Consider the following 16,332-nt stretch of genomic DNA (forward strand, 5'->3'; position numbering starts at 1 on the left):
AAATTTGGAGGCGAAGAGATATGAGAAACGGTGCAATCGTTTTCGATGCTGTGGTACATGCAATGGACTTTCGGGAGCAGCAAATGATCAATGACGCTTCGCGAATGGGCAAGGCGTCCATGAAAGGATTCCTCGACTTCACAGGCATCAACGGCCAGCAGGTGTCGTATGCAGGGATCGAGAATCCGCCGGAGTACGAATGGGCGAATAAGAAGCTGTTTGACGAGTCCGATACGGACTTCGCGGTGGTGCAGCCGATTCCGGCCTTCGGAGTCTTCAAGGATGGCATGGCGCCTGTTCGGATAGCGTACGAAATCGCCCAAACGAAGCCCGATCGCTACTTCTTCTGTGGCGCGGTTGATCCTCTCTACCAGGGGCTCAACGGTGCGATGGAAGAGATGGAGCGCCAAGTGAAAGAAATGGGCGCTGTCAGTATCAAGTTCTACCAAGCTCAGACCATCAGGAACTGGTGGAGCGCGGACGACGAGAAAATCGCCTACCCGCTATTTGAGAAAGCTATCGAGCTCGGCATCAAAACCGTGCAGTTTCATAAAGGGCTGCCGATTGGACCTACCCAGCGGGTGGAGCACCTGCGTCCGAACGACCTGCAGCAGGCGGCGTACGATTTCCCTCAGCTGAACTTCGCCATGCACCATTTTGGAGACCCTTACATTGACGAGGCGATCAACATTGCTTCGCGGTTTTCCAACATTTATATGATCATGCCTCTGTGGTTCAACCAATACTTCGTTGCTCCGCGGGCGATGACCGAACTGCTCGGCAAGGCGCTTCTTCACGTTGGCGCGGATCGCATCTGTTACGGAACGGACGCATGGCTGTGGCCGAACGTCCAGTCCTACATTGATATTCTGGATAACTTCAAAATGCCTGAGGACCTTCAGGAAGGCTACGGTTACCCGGATGTCACAGAAGAAATGAAGAAAAAAATATTTGGCTTGAACTATGCCAAAGCATTAGGAATCGACCTGGATGCCAAAGCGCGCGCGATCGGACTTATCAAATAAGGTGAGGAGCAAAGCCTATGAACGAGACTATGTCTACCCACGTTCCGTCGATTAAGGAAATCAATGATTCGATTAAAGATGTCAGAGCGCGTCTGCGGGGACATGCTGGCGATCTCATCATCCATGACATCGACGAAGATGGTGAAGTGTCGATCGAATTCATAGGGGCCTGCAGTGCATGTCCGGCCATTGGTTTTACATACTTGGCTATTGTCGAGCCTGCATTGACCGAAATTAAGGGTGTAAACAGCATTAAAACTCATCAGGTCCATCTCTCACCGGCGTTTCGTAAGCGAATGAGCACATTTACGCAAGGGAGTTCCTCAAGAATAGGCTCTTAGCAGCTGCGGATGAAATCGAAGCTGAGCAGGAGCAGGCGGCATGGGTGATCTGCGACCTGCTCTCAACTTCGGGCCCGGCCTGTCTCAACCATTTTTCCGATAAGTGATGCGATCCGGCGTTATTTTGTCTATATATCTCTTTGAAGGGAGAATGGCCGTGATTTGTTATGACTCACCCGTAAACCCGAATGGCGATCAGGCCAAGCAGCCTTGTGTGCTGGTCTTGGGATTTTTTGACGGGGTTCATCTGGCTCATCAGCATATTATAAACAGCGCTAAAAAATTGGCTATCCAGGAAAACATGCAGCTGGCCGTCATGACCTTTTTCCCGCATCCCAAAGAAGTGCTTGACCCCCGGGAAATCCAGAGACCTTGCATGACGCCGTTGTCATTAAAAATAAAAATATTCGAACAAATGAAGGTTGACGCCCTGTACGTCATTCGTTTTGATAAAGAATTCTCATCGCTTGCTCCGGCTCAGTTTGTTTCCGACTTTATTCTTCCGCTAAACCCCAAACATATCGTTGCGGGATTTGATTTTACATATGGAAAATATGGACGCGGCAATATGGTTTCCCTCCGGGAGCATACCATGGGGCAAGTAAACATCGTTACGATTGAGAAGCTTGAGCGTCATGGTCAGAAAATTGGCTCCACGCTAATCAGGCAGCTTATACAATCGGGTAAAGTCGATCGTGTGCCGGACTATTTAGGCGATTACTATACGATTCATGGGAGCGTATCGCCAAGCCAGTCCAAATTTTTTAGTTTTAAAGTGAAGACCTCGGAAAATTATATGTTCCCTCATTCCGGACTTTATCAGATCGCTTGGCATCAGGATGAATACGAAGTGAATGCTGCTTGTTTAATAGACGCAGACTCGCCTGCTCCGAAATGTTTAGTGAAGCTGCCTGACAAATTCATGTTTCCACCAGCCTACGGAAGCGAAATAACGGTAAAGTTCATCACGAAAATAAACGGGATTTATGAAATGACCTGGAACCATGCGGAAACAAGCGGCCTGATTCATCTCTCCCCGACATCGAATTGGTGAAGAGATGACCTGGGGAAAACCGCAAATTACGGCAAGTCCTGATTCAAGATCATAGCAAAGGGGAAATTGCAGTGGCAATTGTTGGACAAAAACCGGTTTTGACGCAAGAGATGACGATGACAATGATAGAAACTTGTGTGCATAAAGCGAATGAATTAGGCATAGCCGTCAATATTATGGTCATGGACGACGGAGGGAACCCGAAAGGGTTTCTTCGTATGGACAAAGCTTCTTTGATTGGTCAGAAAATTGCTCATAACAAGGCCTACACGGCAGTTGGCTTCGGAATTCCGACTTCCGAGTGGTACTCCAAAATCAAAGATAAGCCTGAGCTGCAAGGCATAGCGCATATCGACAACATGATTATTCTTGGAGGCGGCTTGCCCATTTATCACGATTCGCACTTAATCGGCGGTATCGGCGTTTCAGGAGGAACCTCGGAACAAGATATCATTTGTGCGCAGGCGGCTCTGGACGCTTTGGCCGGACGATCATGACCTGACGGCGGTACGGGATACCCCAAATGCATGGAATCCTACGCCTCGGAAATAGCAATCGATCAGGGATAAATCAAATAACGAAGGGACGATTCGACATGAAAGAGAACTATCAATTGGATCATGTAGTCATTCAAGGGAAGCAAACAACCGAAATTATGGAAATACTGACTCCCGAAGCGCTGGAGTTTGTCGTGTCGCTGCAGCGGAAGTTTGGAAATACGCGAAAAGAGCTTCTGGCCAAACGGTCCGAGCGGCAGAAAAAAATCGATGAAGGGCATTTGCCGGATTTTCTTCCATCTACCGCGGATATCCGCGGCGGAAAGTGGACGATTGCCCCGGTACCGGCTGACTTGCAGGATCGAAGAGTTGAAATAACGGGGCCGGCCGGCGACCGGAAGATGGTGATCAACGCGCTGAATTCCGGTGCGAAATTGTTCATGGCCGATTTTGAAGACGCCAACTCGCCTACGTGGGAGAACACGATGCTGGGGCAAGTCAACATGCGGGATGCCGTGAATCATACGATCAGTTATGAAAGCCCGGAAGGAAAGTCTTATCGGTTGAATGATAAAGTGGCTGTTTTGATTCCGCGTCCGCGCGGCTGGCATATGGAGGAGAAACACGTTCTCGTCGACGGGGAGCCCGTTTCGGCCAGTTTGTTCGATTTTGGCCTGTACTTCTTTCACAACGTCCGAACGCTGCTTGGCAAAAACAGCGGCCCCTATTTTTACTTGCCGAAGCTGGAATCGCATGAAGAGGCAAGGCTGTGGAACGAAGTGTTCGTCTTCGCTCAAGAAAGGCTCGGGATTCCTCAACAAACGATCAAAGTAACGGTGCTGATCGAAACGATTCTGGCCGCTTTCGAAATGGACGAAATCCTGTTTGAATTGCGCGATCATATTGCGGGTCTCAACTGCGGCAGATGGGACTACATCTTCAGCTATATCAAAAAATTGCGCAACAGACCGGACGTCATCCTGCCGGATCGCAGTCTTGTGACGATGACGTCTCCATTCATGCGCGCTTATTCGCTGCTTGCGATCAAAACTTGCCATAAACGGAATGCGCACTGCATTGGCGGGATGGCTGCGCAAATTCCGATCAAGAACGATCCTGAAGCCAACCAGGCGGCTATGGACAAAGTGCGGGCCGATAAGGAGCGGGAAGCTACCGACGGCCACGACGGCACATGGGTGGCGCATCCGGGTCTTGTGCCGGTTGCTATGGAGGTGTTCGATCGGATCATGCCGGCGCCGAATCAGGTGGGCAAGCAGCTGGAGCACGTCGAAGTGACGGCCGCCGATTTGCTGGAGGTCCCGCAAGGACCGATCACGGAATCGGGGCTTAGAACCAATATCAGCGTAGGCATTCAATATATAGAAGCCTGGCTGCGCGGATCTGGAGCCGTTCCGATTCATAATCTGATGGAAGACGCGGCTACTGCAGAAATATCGAGGGCTCAAGTGTGGCAGTGGATTCGTCATCCCAGAGGGGTTTTGCAAGACGGAGGCCCGATCACGGAACAATTGTTCGAGCAAATGGTCGTTGAGGAATTGGCCAAAATTCGAAGTGCGGTCGGTGAAAAACAATATACGCAAGGGAAATATGAACAGGCCAGAGAGCTGTTCAGCCAGATGACCCTCGCTCCTGATTTTGAAGAATTCCTGACGCTGCCCGGTTATCGGCTGCTTGCTTAGTCGGGATAATCGTTGATCGAACAGCTCCTCATCCTAAATAAAGAAGGTGTAAACCAGTGAAATTTGCGCGATTTACCGCAGCGGGAGATCCAACCGTTCGGTCCGGGGTAGTGGTGGACGGAACGGTCCAAGAAATCGTGGGAAATGTATTCGAGACATGGAATTATACGGGGAACAGCTATGCTTTGGAAAGCGTTCAGCTTGTCGCTCCTCTTCAGCCCAGACATATTATCGGGATCGGCAAAAATTATGTGGAATTCGAGCATGAGAGACCGCAGACGTTGCCCAGCATACCTGTTTTTTTCTTTAAACCGGTCAGCACCGTCATTGGTCCGGGAGAGGAAATCATCATTCCGTCCACGCTGGAGCAGGTCAAATTCGAAACGGAAATTGCCGTCATCCTAGGGAAGGAAGGCAAGAATATCCCCGAAGATGATGTGGAGCGTTATATTTTTGGATATACCGTTGCAAACGATGTCGCTTCGCCGGAATATTTCCATCCGGACGGTCATTGGATGGTAGGCAAATCGTTCGATACCTTCACCCCGCTCGGACCTTGGATTGAAACGAAACTGGACACCCGATCTTTGCTGCTGCAAACGCATGTTAACGGTAAAGTGCTGCAGGACAGCAGAAGCAACCTGATGATTGTCGGAATCAATCATATGATTTCTTATCTCAGCAGAGTCATGACCCTGCAGCCTGGAGATGTCATCCTGTCGGGAACGCCGGCCGGAGCTGATTTTATCAAGGACGGGGATACGATTGAGTGTACGGTTGAAGGAATCGGAGCTTTAACCAATAAAGTGGTGAAGATCACCCGCACCGGCGCGACAACTTTGTAATCTGATTGGCGACCCGCCTTATGAATGGGCGGGCGCCTCTTTCATCGTTCGTGATAATGGATAAAGGCATCGGGGGGGTTTTTCTTGAAAACGACGATTTTATACGGAAAAGAAAGCTTACACATTAACGTGCCTGATCATTCGGTCATCATTGAACCGCACCATCTCGAAGGCTTAAAGGACGAGAAGCAAGCCGTCATGAATGCGTTAAGGCAGCCTATCGGCTTACCGCCGTTAAGAGAACTCGTCAAAGCTACGGATCAAATAGCGATTGTCATTAGCGATATTACCAGACCGACTCCGAACGATAAGCTGATTCCATGGATCATTGAAGAACTTCCGCATGTTCCGCTGAATAACTATGTCATTATCAACGGAACAGGCACGCATCGGGATCAGACAAGGGAAGAGTTCGTTCAGATGTTGGGTGAATGGGTCGTGGATCATATCCGAGTTATTAACCATCACTGCCATCATCAAGACGAGCTGGTGAAGGTCGGACACAGCGAATTCGGGTGCGATGCTTATTTGAACAAAGCTTATGTAGAAGCTGATTTCCGTATCGTCACAGGTTTTATAGAGCCTCACTTTTTTGCCGGGTTTTCAGGGGGGCCTAAAGGCATCGTCCCCGGAATTGCGGGGATTGAAACGATTCTGACCTTCCACAATGCCAGGATGATCGGAGACCCTTTGTCCACCTGGGGGAATATGCTCAACAATCCCTTGCAGGACATGACGAGAGAAATAAATCGTATGTGCAAGCCGGACTTCATGTTGAATGTGACCTTGAACAGTCGGAAAGAAATAACGCAAGTGTTTGCCGGAGAACTGTTTGAAGCTCATGATGCAGGCTGCGCATTTACGAAAGAGCATGCCATGATCAGGTGCGATCGCCGGTTTGATGTTGTGATTACTTCCAATTCGGGTTATCCGCTCGATCAAAATTTGTACCAAGCGGTCAAGGGGATGAGCGCGGCCCACAAAATCGTGAAAGAAGGAGGTACGATTATTTGCGCCGCCGAATGTTCGGACGGTCTGCCTAATCACGGTAACTATGCGGAAATTTTGCGAATGAGAAAAACTCCACAAGAAATACTGGACATGATTAATGACCGTCCCTTTAAAATGTTCGATCAGTGGCAGGTACAAAAACAGGCGGTTATTCAAGTTTGGGCGGATGTTTACGTCTATTCGACCTTGGGCGATGAAGACGTCCGGATGGCCATGTTCAAGCCGACCCGGGACATTGAAAATACGTTGGAGCAATTGAAGGCCAAATATGGCGAGGAGATGACGGTGGCCGTGCTGCCGCTTGGTCCGCTAACCATTCCGTATGTGGAGGAGAGTAGGGAAGGAGCTGCGATATGAAAATTTATCATTTAAATAACGCGGCCCGGTTAGTCCAGTATCCGGTTGAAGGTAAATGAGCGATGAAACGGGATGAAGCAGGGATAAGCATGCATGGATGCTTATCCCTGCTTCATGAGCGGCCGGGGTATGGTGCCCGTTCGTCATCCGTTGATCGTCAGTAGACCATTTTTCCGCTAATGAAATCTTGCAGGGTTTCATGCCGAGGCGATTCGAAAAAAGCTTCAGTAACGTTCTGTTCGATGATCTGTCCTTGATGGAGGAACAGACATTGATCGGATAATCGCCGGGCTTGCTGCAAATGGTGGGTAACCATCAGGACCGTCATAGCTCTTTCTTTGCGGATTCGAGTAATGATCTGTTCGATGATAGCTACATTCGCCGGGTCCAGATTCGAGGTCGGTTCATCCAGCAGGAGGAGCTTCGGTTCCAGGACGAGCGCCCGCGCCAGAGCAATTCTTTGGGCTTCTCCCCCCGAGAGAGAGGTCGCTTTACGGCCCGCGGCTGCCTCAAGACCGACCAGGTCGAGCGCTTTCCTCACCAGCTGTGCCCGCCTGCTTCGGGGAACTCCTCTATAGCTGAGCCCCAACGCCACATTGTCAAAAACCGTAGTTTGGAACATCACGGGCTTCTGCGCGACAAACGCCATCTGTCTTTGTAAATGAACACCCTTCGAGTGGGATAGCTCCGCTGCATTCACCTTATGCCCCCAGATCGATAAGCTCCCTGAACGAGGCTTTTCCAAGAGGTTCAACACCCGTAGAAAGGTGCTCTTCCCGGCACCGCTAGGTCCTACAATTCCATACATGACGCCTTCATCGAAAGATGCAGCGGGGATGGACAAAAGGATGCGCTCCCCGGAGGCAACAGTTAGATTGTGAATTTCTAGCGGTTTCATCAGGTTTTTCTCCTCCCGTCGTTCAGGTTTTGCAAGGCCCCCGCCACGAGAAAGCTGTTAAAAATAAAGCTGATGAGCAGCAGTACAGCACCGATTTGCAGGGCGATATCGAAATTGCCTTTGCGGGTCTCCAGAATAATAGCGGTTGTCATGACGCGAGTCTCATGCTCGATATTTCCGCCGACGAGCATCACCGCGCCGACTTCCGATATCGCACGCCCGTATGCAGTGGAAATGCCGGACCAAATTCCGCCTCTGGCTTCCTTAAGAATCGTCCATACAAGCTGCAAGGGAGTGGCGCCGAGACTTTTGGCCGTTTCCCAATACGTTCTTTCCCGTGCCTGAACCGCAGACATCGTCAGTCCCGTAATAATCGGGGTCACGAGGATGGTCTGCGCGATAATCATAGCTTCGGGGGTGAACAACAGCTGGAAAAAACCGAGCAAACCATATTTGGACAGCGCCATATAAACGATAACGCCGATGAGAACGGGAGGCAGTCCCATCAAAGTAAAGAGCAGAATAACAATAAAGCGCTTTCCCGGAAAGGAATACAGGCCTAGAAAAGCGCCGCAGGGGATGCCGACAAGCATACCGAATAGAACGGCTATCGTGGAAACTTGTATGGATAACCCAATAATCTCCATGACCTGCAAGCTAAAAATCATAGACACGCCCTTTTAAACCTTTATCTTTTTTTGGCATTCGGGACGAACAGGCCTTTCCCGTAGTCGGCCTTGCCGAACTCTCCGATAAGCTTTTGGCCATCCGGGCCGACGAGGAACTGAATGAACGTTTCCCCATACTCCGCTTTACCGCTGGATTTCACTTGAATGACCCCATATGGATTGAGCAGGGTAGGATCGCCCTCCTTCAATACGACAAGACTTCCTTTGTTGGATAAGTACGTCGCTTCGTCCGTAAGGGTATAGGCGTTCTTTTCATCCGCCATTTGGAGCGTGGCCCCCATTCCCTGGCCGGCTGAAAAATACCACGGGCCTTCGGGCTTGAGCCCTGCGGTTTTCCAAATGGACAGCTCCTTCTTATGGGTCCCCGAATCATCCCCGCGCGAGATGAAAGCGGCCTTTGCCGCAGCGATGGCCTTAACAGCGTCCGCTGCAGACGTCATCCCCTTCACCCCGGCAGGATCTTCCTTGGGTCCGACAAGCAGAAACTGGTTAAACATCACATCATAAGCGTTCACACCGTAACCGGAAGCGACAAAATCGTCCTCGTCTTTCCTGGCATGAACGAGAAGAACGTCGGCATTCCCGTCTTTCCCCAGTTGGATCGCTTGTCCGGTACCTACGGCTACGACCTTGACCTGAATCCCGGATTGCTTCTCAAAGACTGGAAGAATAACATCCAGTAAACCCGAGTCTTGCGTACTGGTCGTTGTTGCCAGTACAATCGATTTTGTGTCTCCGGCGCTTGCAACGGTACCCTGCGCCGGACTGCTACAGCCTGCGATTACGCCAAACACTAGCAGGAAACCTACAAGATAAGAGATCACTTGAATCCTTCCGTTCGGCCTCATGGCTCATCCTCCCTAGCAGATCGTTTCCAAAAGATAGAAATAGTTTCAATTATTAATGTATTACGAAGTTCCTGACATAGCAATCTTTTTTAAAACGGGCGGGGCGCTCGTGAAAAAGCAGGAATTTATTGGGATGTGTCGAAATAATATGAATAGAATGTCAACTTTTTACTTGTTTCACAACCTTTTGGGAGGCGAGTTGAATGAAGTTAGGCGGATTTAAAAATCGAGAAGTCGTTGTCGATCTAACGTCCCGAACCATTGCTTACAGAGAGATTAACGAGGATTTGGCCAGGAAATTTATCGGCGGCCGTGGTCTTGGGGTGAAGTATTTATTAGATAACGGCCCTGATTTGGAAGCGTTTTCGGATGACAATATGCTCTGTATTATGACGGGGCCGGTGTCCGGTTCGAGAACCGTGATGAGCGGGCGCTTATGCGTGGTTACGAAATCTCCGCTCACCGGCACCGTAACCGATTCCCATATGGGAGGATGGACGGCGGCCAGGCTGAAATGGGCGGGCATAGACAATATCATCTTCAAAGGCAAGAGCGACAAGCCCGTTTACCTGTACATCGAGAACGGGCAGGCCGAGCTTCGCGATGCCGGCGATGTGTGGGGACAAGGAACGCGAGCCACCATACAGACGATGAAAGACCGTTATGGGAAAGACAATCTTAGCGTCATGACGATCGGACAGGCCGGAGAAAATCTCGTGCGCTACGCCGGCTTTATGAACGAGAACGACCGTGCGGCCGGACGCGGAGGAACAGGGGCCGTCGCAGGCTACAAAAATCTGAAGGCGATTGTCATCAAGGCTGAGCAAAAAGGAAACATGCCCGTTCCTTCCCGGGACGAAGCCTATAAGAAAGCGAATCAGAACGGTCTTAAGGCTATTATGGAAGGCGGGCTTACCGCTCCGAAGAAGGGCGGATTATCCGTATACGGCACGAACGTGCTCACCAGTCTCATTAATGAAGTCGGGGCTTTGCCGACCATGAACTCCAAATATACGAACTGGGACGGCGCGGAAGGGCATAGCGGGGAGACGGTCAACGCTACGCTGCTGGTTGCCGATAATACGTGCCACGCCTGTCCGGTCGCCTGTAAGAAGGAAGTCGAAGTTAAGGAAGGCAAGTACAAGACCCGCGTGGAAAGCTTCGAATATGAATCGGGCTGGGCGCTGGGGGCGAACTGCGGATTAAGCGATGGAGCCGCGATCTCCTTCATGATCAACATGTGTAACGAATATGGGATGGACACGATTGAACTGGGGAATGTCCTGTCCGTTACGATGGAGGCGGCTGAGAGAGGGCTCATCTCCGAGAATCTCAACTGGGGCGACGCCGATCGGATGATTGAATTGATCGAACAGATGGTTTTCCGCCAAGGCATCGGGGATATCTTAGCGGAAGGGCCTACCCGTGCGGCCGCGCAGTTCGGGGATCCGAATTTGGCTATGGCGGTGAAGGGACAATCGATTCCCGCTTATGACCCTCGCGGTATTCAAGGGATCGGATTGGGCTATGCGACAAGCAATCGCGGAGCCTGTCACCTGCGCGGCTATACCGTAGCCAGCGAGATTGCGGGAATTCCCGAGCCTACGGACCGTCTGAAGGCCGAAGGCAAAGGAGCCCTGCTTAAAGTATTCCAGGATCTTCTCTCGTTCTCCGATTCGATGAACGTCTGTAAATTCTCTTCCTTCTCCGAGAATGCCGACAACTATGCGCAGCAGTACTCGACGATGACGGGCGTGGAGGTTACCGCTGACGATGTGATGAGAATCGGGGAGAGAATCTATAATCTGGAACGTTACTATAACAACCTGGCCGGGTTTAATAAGCGCGAGGACGATTACCTGCCCAAACGCTTCACGGAAGAACCCGCGACAGGGAACAGCGCGGGATCGGTAAGCCGTATGGATATTATGCTTGATGAATATTATCAGGTTCGCGGCTGGGTGAACGGCGTCGTTCCGGAAGAAAAGCTGAAAGAGCTGGAGATTATTTAACTAAAGCACAAACGGGAAAAAGGTGGAATCCAGATTCCACCTTTTTCTACCCTCCTGCCCGAAATGTTTTACGGCGATAGGCGGCAATCACATCCTGGAGCTCCTGTTCGGATGAAGCTTCAAAACGGACAAAAACCGCATTGACAACAAATCGGGATGTAATCCGGACCTGATCTTCCCTCAGGATGTCCGCGCGCCAACCGGGACCATGAAAGACATAAGGAAATGCAAAGGTTTGCTGTTCCGCCTCCAATTCCTTGAAATAATTCATCAGATGCTCGCAGCGAATACCACGGAATTCCAGCGTTTGTTCCGCCATCTTCGAATTATCCTCCTGCTACCGGAGGGAATAGAGCGAACTGGTCCTCCCCGCTAACGAGCGTGTTCAATCCATCTTCGTGAATGATATTTTTTCCGTTAATAAACACATGAACGAAGGGCATAAGCTTCCGGTCGCCGTCGAATACTTCCTTTTCCATGGCGGGATAAAGCTTGATTAAATCTTCAAGCACTTGAGCGACAGAGCTCCCGTCAGGGGAAGGCACTTCGACGACTTTGTCCAGGCAAATATCACGGAAATTGGCAAATAGCTTGACCTTCATAGGTTCTGCCCCCTTCTTCGTACCTCTTGATTATAATGGATTTCAACCATATTTGTGTAGATTTGTTACTATTTTCAGAATCGGGAGGGCGCATGAAATTTTTTAATGTAAAAACCGTGGACGAAACGATGGCCGTGATCGAAGAGCAATTCGCTCCTATTCATGAGCCCGTTCGAATTTCGATCCTGGAGGCGGTGGGCCGCATACTTGCGGAGGATGTGTTTTCCCGGGAACAGGTTCCGCCGTTCGCAAGATCTACGGTAGACGGTTATGCGGTTCAGGCGAAAACAACCTACGGCGCCTCCGAGTCCTTGCCCGCTTTCCTTGACATTACGGGTAACATCCATATGGGCAAGAGGGCGGAGCTGCCGCTTGTTGAGGGACAGGCCCAATACATGCCTACAGGCGGGATGCTGCCGGAGGGCGCCGATAGCGTCGTGATGATTGAGCACGTGGAAGAGGTGGGCGACCTGCTTAATGTATATCGGCAGGTCGCTCCCGGAGAGAATGTGATCCGCGCCGGGGATGACGTACGGGTCGGGGATCGTGTGCTGGCCCGGGGGAGCAGGCTCCGCCCGCAGGATGTAGGCGTATTGGCCGCGATTGGCGTAACGGAAATAGCGGTGTACCCCATCCCGGTCGTGGGTATTCTGTCCACTGGAGATGAGATTGTGCCTCCGGACAAAGCGGAGCTTTCCCCGGGAGAGATTCGCGATATTAACAGCATCATGATCGGCGCCCGGCTTGCCCAACTGGGAGCGAAAGCGGTGTATGGCGGCATCGTGCGGGATGAGTATGAGGAGTTGCTAACGCGTGCTAAAGCCCTGTTCGAACAGGTGGATCTTCTTCTTCTGTCAGGCGGCAGTTCGGTCGGGACGCGAGATTTCACCGTTCAAGTGCTCGAGGCGCTAGGCGAACCGGGGGTGCTTGTACACGGGGTCGCCACGAAGCCGGGCAAACCGACGATTATCGGGAAGTCACAGGGCAAACCGGTCGTAGGGTTGCCGGGACACCCTGTATCGGCTCTGATCATGTTCGATTTATTGGTGGTGTCGATTCTAAGACGGCTTCAGGGCGAATCAAACGAGGTCCCGGATAAACGAAGCCGGGCGCGCATTTCCCGTAATGTTCCTTCGGCCGCGGGGCGAAGCGACTATATCCGGGTTCGTCTCGAAGAGCGCGGGGACGAGCTGTGGGCCGTGCCCGTGTTCGGCAAGTCAGGACTCGTTACAACGATGGTCGAAAGCGACGGCATTGTGGAAATCGCAGCGAACAAAGAAGGCGTTGCCGAAGGGGAACAGGTGAAGGTCATGCTGTTCGGGAGCTCCTATTAAGGACAAATACATAGGGATGACATGGAAGCAGATGGTGTCGGGAGGAGTAAGCAATGCGTAAAATTTATTTGGAAGACACTCCGCTGCAGGACGCCCAGCGTGAATTTGTGGAGAAGATCACGTTTGACCGGAAGATCGAGCGGGTCCGGACAACCGACGCCCTTGGCAGAGTCACGGCGGAGCCTGTTTATGCCAAGGTGTCGATGCCGAATTATCATGCCTCGGCAATGGATGGAGTCGCCGTCCTGGCGGTAAAGACGCATGGGGCGGATGAGAAGAATCCGGTCCGTCTTCAACAAGGCGTTGATTATGCAATCGTCGATACAGGCGATCCGATTCCTTCCGGGTTCGATGCCGTCATCATGATCGAGCATATCCATCAAGTGGATGAGCATACGATTGAGATTCTTGAACCGGTAGCCCCTTGGCAGCATATTCGTCCTATTGGAGAAGACGTCGTCGTGGGTGAAATGATCGTCCCGGCTCACCATGCGCTGCGCGCGGTCGACCTGGGGGCGCTGCTGGCCGGTGGCAACTTAGAGGTGCCTGTCCTGCGCAGACCGAAGGTTGCGATCATTCCGACAGGCACCGAGCTCATCGAGCCGTCCGAGACCGTACATAACGGGGAGATCATCGAGTTTAACGGCACCGTCTTTGCTTCGTATCTGAAAGAATGGGGAGCGGAGCCGATTTACTTCGGTATCGTGAAGGATGAGTACGCTGTCATTAAACAAAAAGTGCTTGAAGCGGCTCGGATCGCCGATATTGTCATTCTGAATGCAGGCTCTTCCGCGGGAACGGAAGATTATACGGTTCACGTTATCGGCGAATTAGGTCAAGTCTTTACTCATGGAGTGGCGACCAGGCCGGGCAAGCCTTCCATTACGGGCGTGGTGGAGGGGACGCCGGTTATTGGAATCCCCGGATACCCCGTGTCGGCCTATCTTTCGCTGGAATGGTTTGCACGGCCGTTGGTTTACCATTATTATGGTCTTATCGAGCCTAAGCGAGCCGCATTGCCCGTCAAGCTCGGCAGACGAGTCGTCTCCGACGTTGGGGCGGACGATTTCGTTCGGATGACGATCGGTTATATTCATGGCGCGTATGTGGCGAATCCTTTGACCCGCGCGGCCGGAGTCACCATGTCTATGGTGCGCGCGGACGGAATGCTTCGAATTCCTGCGGGGCATATGGGCTATGAGCAAGGCGAAGTGGTAGAGCTCGAGCTTTATCGGCCCAAAGAGCAGATCGATCGTACGACGGTTATAACCGGTAGCCATGACCTGTCCGTCGACGTCCTGCATACGCTGCTGCGCAAAGAACATCCGGATCGTTTCCTGGTATCCTCTCATGTTGGAAGTATGAGCGGCATTCTCGCCATCCAGAAAGGAGAGGCCCATGCGGCCGGTATCCATCTGTTCGACGAGGAATCGGGAACCTACAACGTTCCTTATATTGAAAAGCACTTAAAAGGGCATGACGTCGTATTGATTCAATTAGTCTATCGCGAACAAGGCTGGATCCTTCCTAAAGGGAATCCTTTAGGAATAAGATGTATGGAAGATCTTGTAAAGCCTCACGTCACTTACATCAATCGTCAGCGGGGGGCTGGGACGAGGCTGTTATTTGATTATTTGTTAAAAAAAGAAGGTCTCAGCCGGGAAGCGGTATACGGATACGATCGCGAAGCGATCAATCACCTCAGCATAGCGGCGGCTGTGGCGGGAGGAGCGGCGGATGTCGGTCTCGGCATTTATTCGGCGGCCCAGGCGATGGGTCTTGATTTTATCCCGGTAGCCGAAGAGCGGTACGACCTCTTGATGACCAAGCGCTTTTACGACAGTCCGGAAGGGCAAATGCTGGTGCATGTCATTCAATCCGAATCGTTCAAGACGGAGATGGAAGCCTTGGGCGGGTACAGCTGCAGGGAGTCCGGACAGATTGTTTTTGAGAACTAACTTCGATCGTAGAGGGAGTGATTAGCACATGCAGGAACCAACTCATCCTATTGTTGACAAGCTACAACGCCCTCTTCGTGACCTGCGTATGTCTGTGACGGATCAATGCAATTTCCGTTGCCGGTATTGTATGCCGGAAGAAATATTTGGGCCTGATTACAAATTCCTTCCTAAGGAAAAGCTTCTAACCTTCGAAGAGCTGACCCGGATTACCCGGATATTTGTTTCGCTCGGTGTGGAGAAAGTGCGCATCACCGGCGGGGAGCCGCTCATGCGCAAAGAACTTCCTGCGCTCATCCGCATGATCCGTGAAATCGACGGAGTCAAGGACATTGCCATGACGACCAATGGCTCTTTACTCGCGAAGCACGCGAAATCGCTAAAGGAAGCGGGATTACACCGGGTTACGGTGAGCCTCGATAGCCTGGATGATGATCGGTTTGGGCAGATGAACGGACGCGGTTTTAAAGTATCCCGCGTTCTGGAAGGAATTGACGCCGCTGCGTCGGCGGGCTTGCAAGTGAAAGTGAATATGGTCGTCCAGAAGGGAACGAACGACCAGGATGTTGTTCCCATGGCTAAATACTTCCGCGAGAAAGGGCATATCTTGCGTTTTATTGAATATATGGACGTCGGCAATTCCAATGGATGGAGACTCGATCAAGTGCTTCCCAGCCATGAGCTTGTAGCGCGAATCCATCGTGAAATGCCGATCGAGCCGGTTAAGCCCAATCATTATGGGGAGGTGGCCTCGCGGTACCGCTATGTAGGAGAGGAGCGGGAGATCGGCTTGATTTCTTCGGTTACTCAAGCCTTTTGTTCTACATGTACCCGGGCAAGGCTCTCCGCGGAGGGGCAGCTGTACAGCTGTTTGTTCGCTTCAGCGGGCACCGATCTTCGCGCCCCCTTGCGTGAGGGGTGGAGCGATCCGCAGATCCGGGAATTTATCAGGGATTACTGGAGCCAGCGCAAAGATCGTTATTCCGAAGAAAGGCTTTCCAATACGCCGGGACTCAAAAAAAAGAAAGTCGAAATGTCACACATCGGAGGCTGACAGGACGGCTCTGTTCGCACAATGGCGACGGAGTCGTTCTTTGTTCCAACGTTAAACATAGTGAATAACGGGTATGGCATGGGGCGATTCCAGGTGAATTCGGCTAA

The 16,332-nt window shown here is 51.5% G+C and carries 16 protein-coding genes; 11 read left to right on the forward strand and 5 right to left on the reverse strand.

Annotated features, from left to right (window positions below; translation table 11 throughout):
* Positions 1 to 20 precede the first annotated feature (20 nt).
* The 7 genes from FKP33_RS08955 (at position 21) to larA (ending at position 6,830) form a co-directional block, all read left to right on the forward strand.
* The gene (locus FKP33_RS08955) at positions 21 to 1,025 is read left to right on the forward strand and encodes an amidohydrolase family protein (RefSeq protein ID WP_127606472.1); all 1,005 of its coding nucleotides are present in this window, start codon (positions 21 to 23) and stop codon (positions 1,023 to 1,025) included.
* Positions 1,026 to 1,042: 17 nt separating this feature from the next.
* On the forward strand, positions 1,043 to 1,366 hold the full coding sequence (locus FKP33_RS08960; protein WP_054798920.1) for a NifU family protein: 324 nt from the start codon (positions 1,043 to 1,045) through the stop codon (positions 1,364 to 1,366).
* A gap of 157 nt (positions 1,367 to 1,523) precedes the next feature.
* Positions 1,524 to 2,420, forward strand: coding sequence for an FAD synthetase family protein (locus FKP33_RS08965; RefSeq protein ID WP_181410093.1), 897 nt, complete (start codon positions 1,524 to 1,526; stop codon positions 2,418 to 2,420).
* A gap of 71 nt (positions 2,421 to 2,491) precedes the next feature.
* Positions 2,492 to 2,917, forward strand: coding sequence for a GlcG/HbpS family heme-binding protein (locus tag FKP33_RS08970; protein ID WP_141334608.1), 426 nt, complete (start codon positions 2,492 to 2,494; stop codon positions 2,915 to 2,917).
* 98 nt (positions 2,918 to 3,015) lie between these two features.
* Complete coding sequence (aceB, locus tag FKP33_RS08975) at positions 3,016 to 4,617, forward strand: malate synthase A (protein WP_141334610.1); 1,602 nt, start codon at positions 3,016 to 3,018, stop codon at positions 4,615 to 4,617.
* A gap of 56 nt (positions 4,618 to 4,673) precedes the next feature.
* Complete coding sequence (locus FKP33_RS08980; RefSeq protein WP_141334612.1) at positions 4,674 to 5,462, forward strand: fumarylacetoacetate hydrolase family protein; 789 nt, start codon at positions 4,674 to 4,676, stop codon at positions 5,460 to 5,462.
* Between the two features lie 84 nt (positions 5,463 to 5,546).
* Positions 5,547 to 6,830 carry a nickel-dependent lactate racemase gene (gene larA / locus FKP33_RS08985; RefSeq protein WP_141334614.1) on the forward strand — a complete coding sequence of 428 codons (1,284 nt, stop codon included), beginning with the start codon at positions 5,547 to 5,549 and terminating at the stop codon, positions 6,828 to 6,830.
* Between the two features lie 157 nt (positions 6,831 to 6,987).
* On the opposite strand, the gene FKP33_RS08990 is transcribed toward larA, so the two are convergent.
* The 3 genes from FKP33_RS08990 to FKP33_RS09000 are packed head-to-tail and all read right to left on the reverse strand — an operon-like array spanning position 6,988 to position 9,265.
* A complete protein-coding gene (locus tag FKP33_RS08990; protein WP_141334616.1) occupies positions 6,988 to 7,728 on the reverse strand; it encodes an ATP-binding cassette domain-containing protein in 741 nt (246 codons plus the stop codon).
* A complete protein-coding gene (locus FKP33_RS08995; RefSeq protein ID WP_141334663.1) occupies positions 7,728 to 8,396 on the reverse strand; it encodes an ABC transporter permease in 669 nt (222 codons plus the stop codon). The genes FKP33_RS08990 and FKP33_RS08995 overlap by 1 nt, the downstream gene beginning before the upstream one ends.
* 20 nt (positions 8,397 to 8,416) lie before the next feature.
* Positions 8,417 to 9,265 (reverse strand): ABC transporter substrate-binding protein, encoded by an 849-nt coding sequence (locus tag FKP33_RS09000; protein ID WP_141334617.1) that lies wholly within the window; start codon positions 9,263 to 9,265, stop codon positions 8,417 to 8,419.
* 203 nt (positions 9,266 to 9,468) lie between these two features.
* On the opposite strand from FKP33_RS09000, the gene FKP33_RS09005 reads away from it, so the two are divergent.
* Entirely contained in the window at positions 9,469 to 11,277 is a 1,809-nt protein-coding gene (locus FKP33_RS09005) for an aldehyde ferredoxin oxidoreductase family protein (protein WP_141334619.1), read from the forward strand.
* Between the two features lie 46 nt (positions 11,278 to 11,323).
* On the opposite strand, the gene FKP33_RS09010 is transcribed toward FKP33_RS09005, so the two are convergent.
* Together FKP33_RS09010 and FKP33_RS09015 are read right to left on the reverse strand one after the other, a co-directional pair.
* A complete protein-coding gene (locus FKP33_RS09010) occupies positions 11,324 to 11,596 on the reverse strand; it encodes a MoaD-like domain-containing protein (RefSeq protein ID WP_054795412.1) in 273 nt (90 codons plus the stop codon).
* Between the two features lie 7 nt (positions 11,597 to 11,603).
* A complete protein-coding gene (locus FKP33_RS09015) occupies positions 11,604 to 11,879 on the reverse strand; it encodes a ubiquitin-like small modifier protein 1 (RefSeq protein ID WP_127606458.1) in 276 nt (91 codons plus the stop codon).
* Positions 11,880 to 11,971: 92 nt separating this feature from the next.
* Here FKP33_RS09015 and FKP33_RS09020 point away from each other — a divergent pair, with 92 nt between their 5' ends.
* The 3 genes from FKP33_RS09020 to moaA are packed head-to-tail and all read left to right on the forward strand — an operon-like array spanning position 11,972 to position 16,225.
* Positions 11,972 to 13,213, forward strand: coding sequence for a molybdopterin molybdotransferase MoeA (locus FKP33_RS09020; protein WP_141334621.1), 1,242 nt, complete (start codon positions 11,972 to 11,974; stop codon positions 13,211 to 13,213).
* Between the two features lie 53 nt (positions 13,214 to 13,266).
* Positions 13,267 to 15,171 (forward strand): molybdopterin biosynthesis protein, encoded by a 1,905-nt coding sequence (locus tag FKP33_RS09025; RefSeq protein WP_141334623.1) that lies wholly within the window; start codon positions 13,267 to 13,269, stop codon positions 15,169 to 15,171.
* 28 nt (positions 15,172 to 15,199) lie between these two features.
* Positions 15,200 to 16,225 (forward strand): GTP 3',8-cyclase MoaA, encoded by a 1,026-nt coding sequence (moaA, locus tag FKP33_RS09030; protein ID WP_127606452.1) that lies wholly within the window; start codon positions 15,200 to 15,202, stop codon positions 16,223 to 16,225.
* Positions 16,226 to 16,332: the final 107 nt, after the last annotated feature.

This window comes from Paenibacillus sp. tmac-D7, assembly GCF_006519665.1.
GTDB lineage: Bacteria > Bacillota > Bacilli > Paenibacillales > NBRC-103111 > Paenibacillus_G > Paenibacillus_G validus.

What these genes read in the sequence shown, in the direction of transcription:
- FKP33_RS08960 (WP_054798920.1), top strand. Translation starts at nt 1,043, where the DNA reads ATGAACGAGACTATGTCTACCCACGTTCCGTCGATTAAGGAAATCAAT.
- FKP33_RS09015 (WP_127606458.1), bottom strand. Translation starts at nt 11,879, where the DNA reads ATGAAGGTCAAGCTATTTGCCAATTTCCGTGATATTTGCCTGGACAAA.
- FKP33_RS09000 (WP_141334617.1), bottom strand. Translation starts at nt 9,265, where the DNA reads ATGAGGCCGAACGGAAGGATTCAAGTGATCTCTTATCTTGTAGGTTTC.
- FKP33_RS08995 (WP_141334663.1), bottom strand. Translation starts at nt 8,396, where the DNA reads ATGATTTTTAGCTTGCAGGTCATGGAGATTATTGGGTTATCCATACAA.
- FKP33_RS09010 (WP_054795412.1), bottom strand. Translation starts at nt 11,596, where the DNA reads ATGGCGGAACAAACGCTGGAATTCCGTGGTATTCGCTGCGAGCATCTG.
- moaA (WP_127606452.1), top strand. Translation starts at nt 15,200, where the DNA reads ATGCAGGAACCAACTCATCCTATTGTTGACAAGCTACAACGCCCTCTT.
- FKP33_RS09020 (WP_141334621.1), top strand. Translation starts at nt 11,972, where the DNA reads ATGAAATTTTTTAATGTAAAAACCGTGGACGAAACGATGGCCGTGATC.
- FKP33_RS09025 (WP_141334623.1), top strand. Translation starts at nt 13,267, where the DNA reads ATGCGTAAAATTTATTTGGAAGACACTCCGCTGCAGGACGCCCAGCGT.
- FKP33_RS09005 (WP_141334619.1), top strand. Translation starts at nt 9,469, where the DNA reads ATGAAGTTAGGCGGATTTAAAAATCGAGAAGTCGTTGTCGATCTAACG.
- FKP33_RS08990 (WP_141334616.1), bottom strand. Translation starts at nt 7,728, where the DNA reads ATGAAACCGCTAGAAATTCACAATCTAACTGTTGCCTCCGGGGAGCGC.
- FKP33_RS08955 (WP_127606472.1), top strand. Translation starts at nt 21, where the DNA reads ATGAGAAACGGTGCAATCGTTTTCGATGCTGTGGTACATGCAATGGAC.
- aceB (WP_141334610.1), top strand. Translation starts at nt 3,016, where the DNA reads ATGAAAGAGAACTATCAATTGGATCATGTAGTCATTCAAGGGAAGCAA.